Origin of the sequence: Bacillus sp. EB106-08-02-XG196 (assembly GCF_013396335.1) — a bacterium.
In the GTDB taxonomy this organism is placed as follows: Bacteria; Bacillota; Bacilli; order Bacillales; family Cytobacillaceae; genus Neobacillus.
The window spans coordinates 323,869-340,164 of record NZ_JABWSY010000001.1 but is presented as its reverse complement, the minus strand read 5'-3'; the positions used below and the strand labels follow the sequence as shown (position 1 = coordinate 340,164).

General features: G+C 39.3%; 16 protein-coding genes and 1 tRNA gene. 16 read left to right on the top strand and 1 reads right to left on the bottom strand.

Features of this window, described 5'->3' with window-relative positions; all coding sequences use genetic code 11:
• The first annotated feature begins 29 nt into the window (after window positions 1-29).
• From trxB to MLOOGBEN_RS01625, 6 genes are all read left to right on the top strand, one after another.
• Window positions 30-980 carry a thioredoxin-disulfide reductase gene (trxB, locus tag MLOOGBEN_RS01650; RefSeq protein ID WP_179156513.1) on the top strand — a complete coding sequence of 317 codons (951 nt, stop codon included), beginning with the start codon at window positions 30-32 and terminating at the stop codon, window positions 978-980.
• A gap of 274 nt (window positions 981-1,254) precedes the next feature.
• A complete protein-coding gene (locus tag MLOOGBEN_RS01645) occupies window positions 1,255-1,713 on the top strand; it encodes an NUDIX hydrolase (RefSeq protein WP_179156512.1) in 459 nt (152 codons plus the stop codon).
• Window positions 1,714-1,733: 20 nt separating this feature from the next.
• Window positions 1,734-2,627, top strand: coding sequence for an RNase adapter RapZ (gene rapZ / locus MLOOGBEN_RS01640; RefSeq protein WP_179156511.1), 894 nt, complete (start codon window positions 1,734-1,736; stop codon window positions 2,625-2,627).
• A complete protein-coding gene (locus tag MLOOGBEN_RS01635) occupies window positions 2,624-3,610 on the top strand; it encodes a gluconeogenesis factor YvcK family protein (protein ID WP_179156510.1) in 987 nt (328 codons plus the stop codon). Before rapZ ends, MLOOGBEN_RS01635 begins: the two co-directional genes overlap by 4 nt.
• 41 nt (window positions 3,611-3,651) lie before the next feature.
• Window positions 3,652-4,602, top strand: a complete 951-nt coding sequence (gene whiA / locus MLOOGBEN_RS01630; RefSeq protein ID WP_179156509.1) for a DNA-binding protein WhiA — start codon at window positions 3,652-3,654, stop codon at window positions 4,600-4,602.
• A 25-nt stretch (window positions 4,603-4,627) separates the two neighbouring features.
• Window positions 4,628-4,885: an HPr family phosphocarrier protein gene (locus tag MLOOGBEN_RS01625; protein ID WP_179156508.1), complete on the top strand. Its 258-nt coding sequence runs from the start codon at window positions 4,628-4,630 to the stop codon at window positions 4,883-4,885.
• 40 nt (window positions 4,886-4,925) lie between these two features.
• Here the strand turns inward: MLOOGBEN_RS01625 and clpP are convergent, their stop codons facing one another.
• Complete coding sequence (gene clpP / locus MLOOGBEN_RS01620; RefSeq protein ID WP_179156507.1) at window positions 4,926-5,531, bottom strand: ATP-dependent Clp endopeptidase proteolytic subunit ClpP; 606 nt, start codon at window positions 5,529-5,531, stop codon at window positions 4,926-4,928.
• 197 nt (window positions 5,532-5,728) lie between these two features.
• On the opposite strand from clpP, the gene MLOOGBEN_RS01615 reads away from it, so the two are divergent.
• The 10 genes from MLOOGBEN_RS01615 (at window position 5,729) to eno (ending at window position 15,983) form a co-directional block, all read left to right on the top strand.
• A tRNA-Arg gene (locus MLOOGBEN_RS01615) sits at window positions 5,729-5,800 on the top strand.
• 135 nt (window positions 5,801-5,935) lie between these two features.
• Window positions 5,936-6,937 carry a DUF3231 family protein gene (locus MLOOGBEN_RS01610; RefSeq protein WP_179156506.1) on the top strand — a complete coding sequence of 334 codons (1,002 nt, stop codon included), beginning with the start codon at window positions 5,936-5,938 and terminating at the stop codon, window positions 6,935-6,937.
• A 146-nt stretch (window positions 6,938-7,083) separates the two neighbouring features.
• Window positions 7,084-8,409 carry an RNA polymerase factor sigma-54 gene (gene rpoN, locus MLOOGBEN_RS01605; protein ID WP_179156505.1) on the top strand — a complete coding sequence of 442 codons (1,326 nt, stop codon included), beginning with the start codon at window positions 7,084-7,086 and terminating at the stop codon, window positions 8,407-8,409.
• A gap of 13 nt (window positions 8,410-8,422) precedes the next feature.
• A complete protein-coding gene (locus MLOOGBEN_RS01600) occupies window positions 8,423-8,680 on the top strand; it encodes a glutaredoxin family protein (RefSeq protein ID WP_179156504.1) in 258 nt (85 codons plus the stop codon).
• 134 nt (window positions 8,681-8,814) lie between these two features.
• Window positions 8,815-9,837 carry a sugar-binding transcriptional regulator gene (locus MLOOGBEN_RS01595; protein WP_179156503.1) on the top strand — a complete coding sequence of 341 codons (1,023 nt, stop codon included), beginning with the start codon at window positions 8,815-8,817 and terminating at the stop codon, window positions 9,835-9,837.
• 154 nt (window positions 9,838-9,991) lie between these two features.
• Entirely contained in the window at window positions 9,992-10,999 is a 1,008-nt protein-coding gene (gene gap, locus MLOOGBEN_RS01590; protein WP_179156502.1) for a type I glyceraldehyde-3-phosphate dehydrogenase, read from the top strand.
• A 133-nt stretch (window positions 11,000-11,132) separates the two neighbouring features.
• Window positions 11,133-12,317, top strand: coding sequence for a phosphoglycerate kinase (locus MLOOGBEN_RS01585; RefSeq protein WP_179156501.1), 1,185 nt, complete (start codon window positions 11,133-11,135; stop codon window positions 12,315-12,317).
• Between the two features lie 53 nt (window positions 12,318-12,370).
• Complete coding sequence (tpiA, locus tag MLOOGBEN_RS01580) at window positions 12,371-13,132, top strand: triose-phosphate isomerase (protein ID WP_179156500.1); 762 nt, start codon at window positions 12,371-12,373, stop codon at window positions 13,130-13,132.
• The gene (gene gpmI / locus MLOOGBEN_RS01575; RefSeq protein WP_179156499.1) at window positions 13,125-14,657 is read left to right on the top strand and encodes a 2,3-bisphosphoglycerate-independent phosphoglycerate mutase; all 1,533 of its coding nucleotides are present in this window, start codon (window positions 13,125-13,127) and stop codon (window positions 14,655-14,657) included. Before tpiA ends, gpmI begins: the two co-directional genes overlap by 8 nt.
• A gap of 27 nt (window positions 14,658-14,684) precedes the next feature.
• The gene (gene eno, locus MLOOGBEN_RS01570; protein ID WP_179156498.1) at window positions 14,685-15,983 is read left to right on the top strand and encodes a phosphopyruvate hydratase; all 1,299 of its coding nucleotides are present in this window, start codon (window positions 14,685-14,687) and stop codon (window positions 15,981-15,983) included.
• The last annotated feature ends 313 nt before the right edge of the window (window positions 15,984-16,296 follow it).

Genomic DNA, 16,296 nt, shown 5'->3' with positions numbered 1-16,296 from the left:
TTTTTTTATATATAAGGAGTGAAACTCAAATGTCTGAGGAAAAAATTTATGATGTGATTATCGCTGGTGCTGGTCCTGCTGGAATGACAGCTGCTGTTTATACATCTCGTGCGAATCTTTCTACACTTATGATTGAACGCGGAATGCCTGGTGGTCAAATGGCCAACACGGAGGATGTTGAAAACTACCCTGGTTTTGAAAGTATCCTGGGTCCAGACTTATCTACAAAAATGTTTGAGCATGCGAAAAAGTTTGGTGCAGAATATGCATATGGCGATATTAAAGAAATTATCGACAATGGTGACACCAAAACGGTTGTTGCAGGTTCGAAGCAATATAAAGCCTATTCTGTGATTATTTCTGCAGGTGCGGAATACAAGAAGGTTGGAGTACCTGGGGAGAAAGAACTTAGCGGCCGGGGTGTATCCTATTGTGCTGTTTGTGATGGAGCATTTTTCAAACAAAAGGAATTGTATGTCATTGGCGGCGGGGACTCTGCGGTTGAAGAAGGTGTTTATTTAACACGATTCGCTTCGAAAGTAACCATTGTCCATCGCCGAGATGAACTTCGTGCTCAGAAGATTCTTCAAGACCGTGCCTTTGCAAATGAAAAAATTGACTTCATTTGGAATCATACCATTAAGTCGATTAATGATAAGGATGGAAAAGTGGGCAGTGTAACCCTTGTTTCCACTCAAAATGGTGAGGAGCAGGAGCTTCCTGCAGATGGTGTGTTTATCTATATCGGAATGATCCCACTATCTAAGCCATTTTCGAACTTAGGTATTACCAATGAAAATGGCTATATTGAAACAAATGAGCTAATGGAAACAAAAGTACCGGGGATTTTTGCTGCAGGAGATATTCGTGAGAAAACTTTGAGACAAATTGTTACTGCTACAGGTGATGGCAGTATTGCCGCACAAAGTGCACAGCACTATGTAGAGGAACTTAAAGAAGAATTAAAAATCAAACAGTAAATTTACAAATTCTTCATAAACGTAATCCTGTTTTAATTCTGTTGTAACAGTGATGAAATATTAATAAGGTAGAATGTAAATAAGAATTGACCCCCTTTAAAATATTCACTTGGTGCACAGGCTTTTAAAGCCTGTGCTATTTTTTTACATATTTTTAACAAAATTAAGAAATCTGATTTCATTGTGACCTCATACCAAAAGGAGTATAATAAGAGGAATAAATATGCGCATTTTACGATATAACTGAGCATGTACTATATAAAGGGTGAGTGTTGTGCAGCGAGTCACCAATTGTGTGTTAATTAGAGATAAGCAAGTATTGATGTTAAAAAAACCGCGCCGGGGCTGGTGGGTGGCACCAGGCGGCAAAATGGAACCTGGTGAATCTGTTCGTGACTCCTGTATTCGTGAGTACCGGGAAGAAACTGGAATTTACTTAAAAAGCCCACAATTGAAGGGTATTTTTACGTTCATAATGAAAGAAAATGATCAAGTGCTATCGGAATGGATGATGTTTACTTTTTTTTCAACTGATTCTGATGGAATGCAGGTGGATGAATCTGATGAAGGGAAGCTTGAATGGCAGCCTCTCGATCAACTAAAAAACCTGCCAATGGCGGCGGGAGACTATCATATTATCGATTACATGATTCATGGAAATGGAATTATTTACGGTACTTTTACTTATACAAAAGATTTTCAACTAATCAGTTATCGATTAGATCCAAGTTAAACTTGAGGGGGGAATAGTGAATGAGTACCGGAGCTGCAAATGAAACGCAAATGGTCATCATTACGGGGATGTCTGGAGCTGGAAAAACAGTTGCTATCCAAAGTTTGGAGGATTTAGGTTTTTTCTGTGTAGATAATTTACCTCCAACGCTGCTTCCAAAATTCCTTGAACTTATGAAGGAATCTGGGAATAAAATGAATAAAGTGGCATTAGTTATGGATTTAAGAGGAAGAGAGTTCTTTGATCATTTATTTAAAGCGCTGGATGAACTTGCAGAGACCTCATGGGTGAGTCCACTAATCTTATTCTTGGATGCAGATGATGCTACTTTGGTTCGAAGATATAAGGAAACAAGAAGATTTCATCCGCTGGCACAATCTGGTTTACCATTAGAAGGAATCAAATTGGAGAGGGAGCTTCTTGATGAATTAAAGGGCAGGGCCCAGCTTATTTATAACACATCGCAAATGAAACCACGTGAATTACGGGAAAAGATTATTACTGAATTTACTTCGAATAATCAATCAATTTTTACTGTCAATGTCATGTCATTTGGATTTAAGCATGGAATTCCAATCGATGCCGATCTTGTTTTTGATGTACGCTTCCTTCCTAATCCTCATTATATCGATCACATGAGACCGAAAACAGGCTTAGACGAAGAAGTTTCTAGTTACGTTTTAAAATGGAATGAAACGCATAAATTCTTAGAGAAGGTTACAGATTTACTCAGCTTTATGCTTCCCCACTATAAACGGGAAGGAAAAGCCCAGCTTGTAATCGCAATAGGCTGTACCGGGGGGCAGCACCGCTCCGTTACGCTGGCTGAGTATCTTGCAAAACATTTTGAAAGTGATTATAAGACACTAGTTTCACATCGTGACATTGAGAGGAGAAAGGATCAAACGACATGAGCGAGTTAGGACAGCCAAGAATCGTCATCATTGGTGGAGGAACAGGATTGCCTGTTTTATTACGGGGATTAAAACAATATCCAGTTGATATTACTGCCATTGTGACGGTTGCGGATGATGGCGGAAGTTCAGGAAGGCTCCGTGATGACCTGCAAATTCCACCGCCAGGAGATATCCGAAATGTGTTAGCTGCTTTATCAGATGTTGAACCGCTTGTTGAGGAGATGTTTCAACACCGCTTTAAGACCTCCAATGAATTATCGGGACATTCACTTGGTAATTTGATTTTGGCTGCAATGACATCAATTACCGGGAACTTTGTCCACGCGATTCAAGAAATGAGTAAGGTATTAAATGTTCGAGGCAAGGTCCTGCCAGCAGCAAATCAGAGTGTTGTTCTTCATGCTGAAATGGAGGATGGGACAGTTGTATCTGGAGAATCAAAAATTCCGTATTCTGGCAAAAAAATAAAAAAAGTATTTTTAACACCCGAGGTAATTACTCCACTGCCAGAATCGATTCAAGCCATTAGACAAGCAGATTTAATTATTATCGGACCAGGCAGTTTATATACGAGTATCTTGCCTAATTTACTTGTACCAAGATTAGGTGAAGAGGTTTGCAGGTCACATGCTAAAAAGGTGTATATTTGCAATCTTATGACACAAGCGGGCGAAACACACGGATTCACTGCGAGTGATCATGTAAAGGCCATTTATGATCATATGGCATGTGCATTTATGGATACCGTTCTAATTAACGACAAAGAAATTCCTGAAGATATTCAACTTCGTTATAATGAAGAACTTGCGAATCCTGTTAATTATGATTTGGACCGTATTTTCGAGCTTGGACTTGAAGTGGTTCATGCAGACATTGCGATACAAGAAAATGGAGCACTTAGACATGACCCGAAAAAGGTGGCAAAAATATTATATAATTTGCTTATAAGTGAAACCAAAAAGAGGTATGAAGCGTATTAATAGTGTCCGGATTAAAAAACCGGATAAAAGGGGGTGAAGGGATGTCTTTCGCTTCGGAAACGAAAAAAGAATTAACGAATTTGGAGATAAAACCATGCTGTATTCGGGCTGAACTTTCTGCTCTCATAAGGATGAATGGTTCTATGTCGTTTTCCAACCGTAAGTTAATTGTGGATATTCAGACTGAAAATGCAGCGATCGCTAGAAGGATTTATACATTAATTAAAAAGAGCTATGATGTTCCAGTTGAACTGCTTGTTCGAAAGAAAATGAGATTAAAAAAGAACAATGTTTACATTGTCCGTTTATCGCAACGGGCTAAGGAAATACTGGAGGATATGAAAATCCTTGGTGACGGATTTACCTTCATCCATGATATATCTAGTGAACTTGTCAAAAAGAAATGTTGTAAACGTTCTTATTTACGTGGTGCGTTCCTTGCTGGAGGTTCCGTAAATAATCCGGAAACATCATCTTATCATTTGGAAATTGCTTCGCTATATAAGGAACATAACGATTCCTTATGCGAGTTAATGAATAGATTTGGGCTCAATAGCAAAACACTAGAACGAAAAAAAGGCTATATTACTTACTTAAAAGAAGCAGAAAAAATTACCGAGTTTTTAAATATCGTTGGTGCAGTCAATGCTCTTCTTCGCTTTGAAGATGTGCGGATTGTAAGGGATATGCGAAATTCGGTTAATCGACTGGTTAATTGTGAAACAGCGAACTTAAATAAGACGATAGGCGCTTCCATTCGTCAGGTTGAAAATATTCGCTATATTAATGAAACCGTCGGGTTAAATATATTGCCTGATAAGCTAAGAGAAATTGCTGAACTCCGGCTCCATTACACGGATGTGACCCTAAAAGAACTAGGGGAGATGGTTACCGGAGGTACAATTAGTAAATCGGGAATTAATCATCGGTTAAGAAAGATAGATGAAATCGCCGATAAATTGCGGATAGGTGAATTGGCTACAAGAAAATAGAGGAAAACATGAGGAGGATTTTATAATGGTAGAGAAACAAGTAGAAGTTAAATTGAAAACGGGTCTTCAAGCGCGACCTGCAGCATTATTTGTTCAGGAGGCAAACCGCTTTTCAGCTGATATCTTTTTAGAGAAAGATGGTAAAAAAGTAAATGCAAAGAGCATAATGGGCTTAATGAGCTTGGCTGTCGGCTCAGGAGTGGTGGTTAATATTGTTGCAGATGGCGATGATGAAGAAAGAGCAGTGGATGCATTGTCTAATTTTGTTCAAAATGAACATTAAAAAAGAGTTTGACCAAAATTTGGTCAAACTCTTTTTTCTATTACTTTTCTTTCTTTTCTTCTGCAAGGCTTCTTGTGATAATGTGGTCAACTAGGCCGTATTCTTTTGCTCTTTCAGCTGTCATGAAGTTATCACGGTCAGTGTCCTTTTGAATTACTTCAAGAGGCTGGCCAGTACGCTCTGAAAGGATTCCATTCAATTTCTCACGAAGGAATAGAATACGCTTAGCTGCAATTTCAATCTCAGTGGCTTGACCTTGTGCTCCGCCTAATGGCTGGTGAATCATTACTTCGGCATTTGGTAACGCATAACGCTTACCCTTTGTACCAGCAGCAAGTAAGAAGGCACCCATTGAGGCAGCCATACCGATACAAATGGTTTGAACATCTGGCTTAATGAACTGCATCGTATCATAAATGGCCATACCTGCAGTAATACTTCCGCCTGGGCTGTTAATGTAAATGGATATATCCTTTTCAGGGTTTTCCGCTTCTAAGAATAATAATTGTGCAACAATGCTGTTCGCTACGTGATCATCGATACCACTGCCAAGCATAATAATACGGTCTTTTAAGAGACGAGAATAGATATCGTACGCTCTCTCTCCGCGGTTTGTTTGTTCAATAACTGTAGGAATCAAGTTCATTTTTCTTCCTCCTTTAAGTATGAAAGATTTTAATATGTATAGTTAATGATACACTGATGGTCAATTAAGGTCAAACAATTCGCCTTTAATTTGTTCGACATCTTTCCCTATTTCAGCATAACCATTGAGGGCTTTTTTAAACCTATCTAGCTTGCAAAGTTTCGCAAATTGGCATATAATATGTAAGTCGCATATTTGCGCTCGTGGTGCAACGGATAGCACGTAAGATTCCGGTTCTTAAAATGGGGGTTCGATTCCCTCCGAGCGCGTTATATCAAAAAAGCCTCTACGCTTTAATAGTGTAGAGGCTTTTTTTCGTATAGACGTTTGGCTTGAACTATGAATAAAGGACCTTCCTGCAGGGAATCTTTCATATAGGAACTTATATAGGAGGCTTTCATTTTATGGTTAAGCACAGTATAAGGTTATCTAGTGCGGAGATTGGTGGTTTATGGGCAACCTTTATTCAGGATAATATGACGATTTGTTTATTAAAGTACTTTCTATATCACAATCAGGATGAAGAAATTAAACCTCTTTTGGAAAAGGCACTTAAGAATTCTGAAAACCATATTCAACAAATATCCGCTATTTTTACGAAGGAACACATCCCCTTACCAGATCAATTTACGGACGAGGATATTAATTATTCAGCGCCGCCCTTGTTCTATGATATGTTTGGTCTTACCTTTGTTTATATGATGAACCGTCTGGGAATGATTAACGCGGGTTTTCTTACATCAAATGTTGCCAGAGAGGATGTATTGAATTTTCACGTGACTACCTTGAATGAAGCAACCCTATTATTTAAGGCATCGACTGAACTTATGCTGTCAAAGGGTATATATGATCGGCCGCCAATGATACCCTATCCAAAGCAGGTTGAATACATTGAGAAACTTTCCTATTTAAGTGGGATAATAAAGAAAAGACCATTAAATGCAATTGAAATAACAGAAATCTTTTTTAATACCGAACGTAATTATTTTTCAATACTTTTATGTACTGCGTTACTCCAGGTAGTCGACGACAAAGAAATAAAGGAGTTTCTTAAAGAAGGAAAAGAAATTTCCGAAAAGCAAATAAGAGTATTTCATGAAATTTTAGTAAATGAACAACTTCTTGGCAATACCTCAACCGCTATGGAAGTAACCGATTCAACTGTGCTTCCTTTTTCGAATAAACTTATTGTTACCTTATTTCACGCTTTGAATAGCATCGATATAACGTTGCTTGGCCATGCGGTGTCCGTGTCGCTGCGTACAGACTTGGTCGCTAACTATCAAAAATTCATTGCAGAAATATTGATTTATGCTGGTAAGGGGTTTAATTTATTGGTTGATCGCGGCTGGCTTCAGCAGCCTCCGATGGCACCCAATCGAAAAGAACTTGAAAATATGAAATGAAAAGAAAAAAGGCTTGTCTACATGAAAGCCTTTTCTATTTTAGTGACCTTAATGATGATAATAATGCGCTAAAGTCAATTTACCCAAATTTTTTCCATTCACCAATACTCTTTTATCTTGTAGAATAGAAAAAGGGGGGTTAGGAAATGGACTTAAAAGCAGGTTTATGGCAGCAACAATCTTTGAAATTGGCAATGACGCAGGAATTGACGCAAGCAATTGCACTTTTACAATATTCAGCCCAAGAGCTTTCTTCCTTTTTAGAAAACAAGGCGCTTGAAAATCCCCTGCTCCAAGTTGAGAATAACAACATTCAGCCTATTAACCCATTAATAGACCGCAATCGGCGGAAACATACGAAAAATACGGAAAACGAGTGGATTGAACAAATTGCAGCAAAGTCATCATCGATGGAAGACCAATTGCTAAATCAGCTCAATCTTCATAAATACTCTAGTATTCAATTAAAAATAATTAAACATTTGATTCATAATCTTGATGTAAACGGATACTTAATCTCCGGACCAGAGGAAATTGCAGATAAATTTGGGGTCGATTTGGAACTAGTTGAAGAGAGCATTATTGTGATTCAAGCCTTGGAGCCTGCTGGAATCGGGGCTAGGAACCTCCAGGAATGTTTATTAATTCAGGTAGAACGGGAAAATCTTAAAGATGATTTAGCGCTAAGTATTCTAACGGACTACTTCGTACCGTTTGCTGAAAAGAAATGGAAGCAAATTGCAAAAGAACTGGAAATTCCCATGCAACGGATACAAGAAGTATTTGATACCATACAGAAGCTGAATCCACGACCTGGAGCACTTTTAGAGCAGGAAAATGCATCTTATATAATCCCGGATGTTATCGTTGAAAAGTTTGGCGATCAGTTTTCCGTACGATTGTGTGATGACATTATCCCCAAATTAAGCTTTAACGATCACTATTACCAAAAATTTAATGCAAACCATGATCCACAGGTAGGTCGATTTTTGCAGGAAAAGCTGCAGGATTATCAGTGGATACTGAGAAGTATTGAGCAGCGAAAAGAAACCTTAACAAGAGTGGCTGGGAAAATTGTTGAAAAGCAGACCCTTTTTTTTGAAAAAGGGCGAGAATATCTCGTTCCGATGACCATGAAGGAAATTGCGGTAGAGCTGGATATTCATGAATCAACTGTAAGCCGAGCAGTTAAGGATAAATTCGTTCAGACCCCAGCTGGAACCTTTTCGTTGAAATCCTTTTTTACAAGCACAATTCAAACGGTTTCAAACGATAATACTTCCTCTAGTCAAGTGAAAAACGCTATAGCTGCTATGGTTGAAAAAGAAAACAAACAGAAACCCTTATCCGATCAAGAAATAGTGGAAAGACTAAAAAGTACCCAAGGTATCGTGGTTTCAAGGCGAACGATCGCTAAGTATCGAGATCAATTGGGAATTCATTCCTCATCCAAAAGAAAAAGGTTTGATTGAAAGGAATAGAACAATGACGCAAACAGTGATTACCTTCTATACAAGACAAGGCTGTCCACTTTGTGAGAAAGCAAAAAAAATAATCCTTGAATTAAAGGAAGAATGGAACTTTACATTAGAGGAAATGGATATTGATGAAAGTGATGAATTAACGGAGCTGTATGGAATAATGATTCCTGTGGTTCATATTAATGGAGAAGAAGCTGCTTTTGGAATCATTAACAAAATCGACATAAGTAACCGTTTGCAAGAAAAATCTAAAAACTTTTAAGTTGAAAAAGGTTTTCACTCCTGTTAGAATGTAATTTGTTAGCAGGGGTGATTTTTTTTCGGTAGAGTGGGACATAATTTGTCTATGGTGGACATTTTACGACCAACTACATATTATGTAAGGAGCAAGGTGTTATGCAATCACTCATCGATATCCAAAAAAGATTATTACCTGACCTCCTTCAGGTGCTACATAAACGATATTCTATCCTTAGGCATATTGGTTTTATGCAGCCCGTTGGAAGACGAAGTCTTGCTATCAATCTTGGCTACACAGAACGAGTCCTTCGCAGTGAAGTTGATTTTCTTAAGGAACAAAATCTCGTTTCCATTAACAATATTGGAATGAGTTTGACCCTTGAAGGGAAAAATTTGCTAGAAGACTTAGAAGAAATGATACGCGAATTAATCGGTATTGACGTAATGGAACTGGAGTTGAAGCACCGCCTTAAAATTCGTAAGGTCGTGATTGTTCCAGGTAACAGTGATGAGTCCTTATTGGTGAAGGATGACCTGGGTAAGGCCAGTGCAATTTGCATGAAAAACTATTTAACAGGAAAAAATATTATCGCTGTAACTGGCGGCTCAACCATGGCAGCTGTCGCAAATGTACTTACACCAGAGCTTGGTAAAAAGGATCTTCTTTTTGTTCCTGCTCGTGGCGGCATTGGTGAGGATGTTCAAAACCAGGCAAATACAATTAGCTCGATTATGTCAAAAAATACAAGTTCAAAACATCGTGTATTCTATGTACCTGACCAAGTTAGTAACGAAATTTATGAATCCCTTATTAAAGAGCCAGAAATCCATGAAGTGTTAAATTTAATTAAATCGGCAAGCATGGTTCTTCATGGTATAGGGGACGCTATCACAATGGCTGAAAGAAGAAAGTCAAAACCTGAGGTTAAGCAAAAGCTAGAGAATCAAGCGGCAGTCGGGGAAGCATTCGGCTACTATTTTAATGAAAAAGGTGAAATAGTCCATAAGGTTTTAACAATTGGACTTCAACTAGAAGACCTCGCACAGATTCCAAATGTGATTGCTGTTGCAGGCGGAGCTTCAAAGGCAAAAGCAATAAAGGCATATATGAAAAAAGCACCACCTTCGACGATATTAATCACAGATGAAGGTGCAGCAAGAAAGTTATTAAAAGGTTAATCCCTTTTTAAATAAGGCTGTTTTCGTAAGAAAGTTGTTAAAATCTTAAAGCCGATTTTAACGTGAAAATAGTCATTTTGGCTTTAGAATTTAGTTTTCTAGCTCTTTTCTAAGAAAAGAGCCTAAATAAAACCTTTTCTAGGAGGAATTTACAATGACAGTAAAAGTTGGTATTAATGGATTTGGTCGTATCGGCCGTAACGTATTCCGTGCGGCATTAAATAATTCAGAGATGGAAATCGTAGCAATTAACGATTTAACTGATGCAAATATGCTTGCGCATCTTTTAAAATACGATACAGTCCATGGAACACTTCAACAAGATGTTACCGTTGACGGTCAATACCTAGTTGTTGGCAACCAAAAGGTAAAAGTACTTGCTGAACGCGATCCTGCTCAATTAGGCTGGGGAGAGCTTGGCGTTGAAGTAGTGGTTGAATCAACAGGACGTTTCACTAAGCGTGAAGATGCTGCGAAACACCTTGAAGCAGGTGCGAAGAAGGTTATTATTTCAGCTCCAGCATCAAACGAAGATATTACAATTGTAATGGGTGTTAACGAAGACAAATACGATGCTGCTAACCACCATGTATTATCAAATGCATCTTGTACAACTAACTGTCTAGCTCCTTTTGCGAAGGTATTAAATGATCAATTCGGAATTAAACGTGGAATGATGACTACTATCCACTCTTATACAAATGACCAGCAAATCCTTGATTTACCACATAAGGACTACCGTCGTGCACGTGCAGCAGCTGAGAACATGATTCCTACTTCAACTGGTGCAGCAAAAGCAGTTTCTTTAGTTCTACCAGAACTTAAAGGTAAATTAAACGGTATGGCAGTTCGTGTACCAACTCCAAACGTTTCTATCGTTGACTTAGTTGCAGAGCTAGAAAAGGATGTAACAGCTGATGAAGTGAATGCAGCATTAAAAGCAGCAGCTGAAGGTCCATTAAAAGGAATTCTACACTATAGCGAACTTCCATTAGTTTCTACTGACTATAATGGCAGCCCTGCTTCTTCATCGATCGATTCATTATCAACAATGGTTCTTGAAGGCAATATGGTTAAAGTATTATCTTGGTATGACAACGAAGTTGGTTACTCAAGCCGTGTTGTTGACCTTATTGGATATATCGCTCAAAAAGGTCTATAATCTTTAGTTGGCTGAGGTTGGAAATTTTTTCATCAAAAGGCTATAATGATTTAGGGTATTTCAAAGGGGAGCGGGGAACATTCCCCCTCCCTTTTTTTATGGGAAATGAGTCAATACATAGGAGGCTTTTCGCATGAACAAGAAAACATTAAAAGATGTTGATGTTAAAGGAAAACGCGTATTCTGCCGTGTGGATTTTAACGTACCGATGCACGATGGGAAAATTACGGATGAAACAAGAATTCGCGCTGCATTACCAACCATTCAGAACTTAATCGATCAAGGTGCAAAGGTCATTTTGGCAAGCCATTTTGGCCGTCCAAAGGGTAAAGTTGTAGAAGAAATGCGCTTAACCCCAGTTGGTGTTAGACTTTCTGAACTACTTGGTAAAAACGTTCAAAAAGCGGATGAAGCTTACGGTGATTCTGTTAAATCTTTAATAGAAACAATGAATGAAGGCGATGTTCTTCTTCTTGAAAACGTACGTTTTTATCCTGGTGAAGAAAAGAATGATCCAGAGCTCGCGAAATCCTTTGCTGAACTTGCTGATATTTATGTAAATGACGCATTTGGTGCTGCTCACAGAGCCCATGCTTCTACAGAAGGTATTGCACACCATCTTCCTGCTGTATCTGGTCTTTTAATGGAAAAAGAGCTAGATGTTCTTGGAAAAGCTCTATCAAATCCTGAGCGTCCATTTACGGCGATTATTGGCGGTGCGAAGGTAAGGGACAAAATTGGTGTTATTGAAAACCTATTAGAGAACGTTGATAACTTAATTATTGGCGGCGGACTGGCGTATACATTCGTAAAAGCAAACGGTCATGAAATTGGAAAATCACTTCTTGAAGAAGACAAGATTGATTTAGCCAAAACGTTCATGGAAAAGGCAAAAGAAAAAGGTGTTAATTTCTATATGCCTGTGGACGCTATCGTTGCAGATGATTTCTCTGCAGATGCGAATACTAAGGAAGTTGCTATTAATGAGATTCCTGCAGACTGGGAAGCTCTTGATATTGGACCAAAAACAGCTGAAATTTATCGTGATGTGATACAAAAATCAAAATTAGTCATTTGGAACGGACCAATGGGCGTGTTTGAAATCGATAAATTTGCTGGTGGTACGAAGGCAGTTGCTGAAGCCCTTGCAGAAGCAGAAGGTACATATTCAGTGATTGGCGGCGGAGACTCTGCAGCAGCAGTTGAGAAATTTGATTTAGCAGAAAAAATGAGTCATATTTCAACAGGCGGCGGTGCTTCACTTGAATTCATGGAAGGCAAAGAGCTTCCAGGAGTAGTAGCTTTAAACGATAAGTAGAAAAGTTCCAGCGCCTAGGCGCTGGAACTGGACATATTGAAAGGAAGTGCCCTATGCGTAAACCGATTATTGCAGGTAACTGGAAAATGAATAAAACACTAGCTGAGGCAAAGAGCTTTACGGAAGAAGTAAAAGGGCTTGTACCTCAAGCGGACAAAATTGATTCTGTCATCTGTGCACCAGCGTTATTTTTACAAACTCTTGTAGAAATTACGGAAGGCACAGAAGTAAAAATTGGCGCTCAAAATATGCATTTTGAAGAGAGCGGAGCGTTTACCGGTGAAATCAGCCCAAAACCTCTTTCTGAAATTGGCGTTCAATATGTGATTATTGGTCATTCTGAGCGCAGAGAAATGTTCAATGAAACCGATGAGTCTGTAAACTTAAAGACACTTGCAGCCTTTAAATATGATTTAACACCAATTGTTTGCTGTGGGGAAACACTAGAACAGCGTGAAAATGGCGAAACGATGGATTTTGTAGGATCTCAAATTCAAAAAGCGCTGGCCGGTTTAACGGATGACCAAGTGAAACAAACTGTTATTGCCTATGAACCTATTTGGGCAATTGGAACTGGTAAATCATCTACTTCACAAGATGCGAATGATGTATGTGCACATATTCGTCAGGTAGTTGCCGGGCAGTTCAGTGAAGATGTTGCTAATGCTGTCAGAATTCAATATGGCGGCAGTGTGAAACCAGAAAATATTAAAGAATATATGGGACAGCCAGATATCGATGGTGCACTTGTAGGCGGAGCCAGCCTTGAAGCTCGCTCATTCTTGCAGCTATTGGAGGCAGGAAGCTATGAGTAAGTCTCCCGTTGCCCTCATCATTCTAGATGGATTTGGATGCAGGGATGAACAAAAAGGGAATGCAGTCTTTCATGCAAAAAAACCAAACTTCGATCGGTATTGGAGTCATTTTCCCCACTCGCATTTAACGGCTTCGGGCGAGGCAGTAGGGCTTCCTGAGGGCCAAATGGGTAACTCCGAAGTGGGCCATTTAAATATCGGTGCCGGCCGTATTGTTTACCAAAGCTTAACACGTGTGAATATTGCGATTCGCGAAGGTGAATTTGATAAAAATGAAACCATCTGCAGTGCGATGGACCATGTAAAGAAAAATGGAACAAACCTCCACTTATTCGGTTTATTATCGGATGGCGGTGTACACAGCCATATTAACCATATGTTTGCACTCTTAAAGCTGGCAAAAGAAGAAGGAATAGAGAATGTTTACATTCATGGCTTCCTTGATGGACGTGATGTTGGCCAGAAAACAGCTGCAACATATATTCAACAAACTCTGGATAAAATGAATGAGTATGGCGTTGGAGAATTTGCTACCATTTCTGGACGCTATTATTCAATGGACCGTGACAACCGCTGGGAGCGTGTTGAAAAATCTTACTGCTCCATGGTTTATGGTGATGGACCAACTTACAGTAATCCGTTAGAAGTAGTAGAGGATTCCTACCAGCATGGTATTTTTGATGAATTCGTCATTCCTTCCGTAATCACAAAGGAAGACGGAGAGCCTGTTGCAACCATTCAGGAAAATGATGCAGTCATTTTCTATAATTTCCGTCCTGACCGAGCGATTCAAATTTCTAACGTATTTACAAACGAAGATTTCCGAGCTTTTGACCGTGGAGAAAAACATCCAAGAGACTTATTTTTTGTATGTTTAACCCATTTCAGTGAATCGGTAAACGGGTATGTTGCGTTTAAACCGTCTAATCTGGATAACACATTAGGAGAGGTTTTAGCGCAAAATGGATTGAAGCAATTAAGAATTGCCGAGACCGAGAAATATCCGCATGTTACTTTCTTTATGAGCGGCGGCCGTGAGGATAAGTTTCCAGGTGAAGAGCGAATTTTAATCAACTCACCAAAGGTTGCAACCTATGATCTGCAGCCTGAAATGAGCGCCTATGAAGTGACAGACGCGCTACTTGCGGAAATACAGGCAGATAAGTTTGACGCCATTCTTTTAAATTTTGCAAATCCAGATATGGTTGGACATTCTGGAATGCTTGAACCAACGGTTAAGGCAATTGAAACGGTTGATGAATGCTTAGGGAAAATTGTTGATTTAATTCTTGAAAAAGGTGGTACAGCTATTATCACAGCTGACCATGGTAATGCCGATGAAGTAATCACGCTTGAAGGTGATCCAATGACCGCTCATACAACCAGTCCTGTGCCTGTAATTGTTACGAAAAATGGTGTAGAGCTGCGTGACGGCGGTATATTAGGTGATTTAGCTCCTACGATTCTCGATCTTCTGGGAGTACAGCAACCAGCTGAAATGACAGGAAAAACATTAATTAAATAATTTTTTATATAAAAAGGAGAGAATAAAATGCCATTTATAGCAGATGTATATGCACGTGAAGTATTAGATTCCCGCGGTAACCCAACAGTAGAAGTTGAAGTTTTTACAGAATCAGGAGCCTTTGGCCGAGCGTTAGTACCAAGCGGTGCTTCAACTGGTGAATATGAAGCAGTAGAACTTCGCGATGGCGATAAAGAACGTTACCTTGGCAAAGGTGTATTAAAAGCTGTAGCTAATGTTAATGAAATTATTGCTCCACACCTTGTTGGCGAAGAATTTAGTGTTTTAGATCAAGTGTCTGTTGACCATGCTTTAATCGAGCTTGATGGAACTGAAAATAAAGGTAAATTAGGTGCTAATGCAATTCTAGGTGTATCTATGGCCGTAGCTCATGCTGCTGCAAACTACTTAGATATTCCTTTATATCAATACCTTGGCGGTTTCAACGCGAAGCAGCTTCCTGTACCAATGATGAACATCGTAAACGGCGGAGAGCATGCGGATAACAACGTTGATATTCAAGAATTCATGGTAATGCCTGTAGGAGCTCCAAACTTCAGAGAAGCCCTTCGGATGGGTACTGAAATTTTCCACAGCTTAAAATCAGTTCTTAAAGAAAAAGGACTTAACACAGCAGTTGGAGATGAAGGCGGATTTGCTCCAAACCTAGGATCAAACGAAGAAGCACTTCAAACGATTGTACAAGCAATCGAAAAAGCTGGCTATAAGCCTGGTGAAGAAGTATTCTTGGCAATGGACGCTGCGTCTTCTGAGTTCTATAACAAAGAAGATGGAAAATACCACCTTGCTGGTGAAGGCGTTGTTAAAACTTCTGCTGAAATGGTTGATTGGTATGAAGAGCTTTCAAATAAATATCCAATTATCTCTATTGAAGATGGTTTAGATGAAAACGATTGGGAAGGTCACAAGCTTTTAACTGAACGTATTGGAAACAGAGTTCAATTAGTTGGTGATGACTTATTTGTTACAAATACTAAGAAGCTTTCTGAAGGTATCACAAATGGTATCGGTAATTCAATCCTAATCAAAGTAAACCAAATCGGTACATTGACTGAAACTTTTGATGCAATTGAAATGGCGAAGCGTGCAGGCTATACTGCTGTTATTTCCCACCGTTCTGGAGAAACAGAAGATAATACAATCGCTGACATCGCTGTTGCAACAAATGCTGGTCAAATCAAAACAGGTGCTCCTTCACGTACAGACCGTGTAGCGAAATACAACCAGTTGCTTCGTATCGAAGACCAATTAGGTGAAACAGCACAATACAACGGATTAAAATCTTTCTATAACCTAAGAAAATAATCATCTTAGCGAAGGTGCTCATTGACGAATGAGTGCCTTTCTTTGTCTGGAGTAGCCGAAGCGTGGGAAGAAAAGAGGTTTCGGTCAATGAAGAGGGGCTGGAGTGACCGAAGCATGAGCAGAAAAGAGGTTTCGGTCAATGCAGAGGGGCTGGAGTGACCGAAGTATGAGTAGATTAGAGGTTTCGGTCAATGCAGAGGGGCTGGAGTGACCGAAGCGTGAGAAGAAAAGAGGTTTCGGTCAATGCAGAGGGGCTGGAGTGACCGAAGTATGAGTAGATTAGAGGTTTCGGTCAATGCAGAGGGGCTGGAGT

Bases quoted from the DNA above. Each gene is read 5' to 3' on its own strand.
- trxB (WP_179156513.1), top strand. From the start codon at position 30: ATGTCTGAGGAAAAAATTTATGATGTGATTATCGCTGGTGCTGGTCCT.
- rapZ (WP_179156511.1), top strand. From the start codon at position 1,734: ATGAGTACCGGAGCTGCAAATGAAACGCAAATGGTCATCATTACGGGG.
- MLOOGBEN_RS01635 (WP_179156510.1), top strand. From the start codon at position 2,624: ATGAGCGAGTTAGGACAGCCAAGAATCGTCATCATTGGTGGAGGAACA.
- whiA (WP_179156509.1), top strand. From the start codon at position 3,652: ATGTCTTTCGCTTCGGAAACGAAAAAAGAATTAACGAATTTGGAGATA.
- MLOOGBEN_RS01625 (WP_179156508.1), top strand. From the start codon at position 4,628: ATGGTAGAGAAACAAGTAGAAGTTAAATTGAAAACGGGTCTTCAAGCG.
- clpP (WP_179156507.1), bottom strand. From the start codon at position 5,531: ATGAACTTGATTCCTACAGTTATTGAACAAACAAACCGCGGAGAGAGA.
- MLOOGBEN_RS01610 (WP_179156506.1), top strand. From the start codon at position 5,936: ATGGTTAAGCACAGTATAAGGTTATCTAGTGCGGAGATTGGTGGTTTA.
- rpoN (WP_179156505.1), top strand. From the start codon at position 7,084: ATGGACTTAAAAGCAGGTTTATGGCAGCAACAATCTTTGAAATTGGCA.
- MLOOGBEN_RS01600 (WP_179156504.1), top strand. From the start codon at position 8,423: ATGACGCAAACAGTGATTACCTTCTATACAAGACAAGGCTGTCCACTT.
- MLOOGBEN_RS01595 (WP_179156503.1), top strand. From the start codon at position 8,815: ATGCAATCACTCATCGATATCCAAAAAAGATTATTACCTGACCTCCTT.
- gap (WP_179156502.1), top strand. From the start codon at position 9,992: ATGACAGTAAAAGTTGGTATTAATGGATTTGGTCGTATCGGCCGTAAC.
- MLOOGBEN_RS01585 (WP_179156501.1), top strand. From the start codon at position 11,133: ATGAACAAGAAAACATTAAAAGATGTTGATGTTAAAGGAAAACGCGTA.
- tpiA (WP_179156500.1), top strand. From the start codon at position 12,371: ATGCGTAAACCGATTATTGCAGGTAACTGGAAAATGAATAAAACACTA.
- gpmI (WP_179156499.1), top strand. From the start codon at position 13,125: ATGAGTAAGTCTCCCGTTGCCCTCATCATTCTAGATGGATTTGGATGC.
- eno (WP_179156498.1), top strand. From the start codon at position 14,685: ATGCCATTTATAGCAGATGTATATGCACGTGAAGTATTAGATTCCCGC.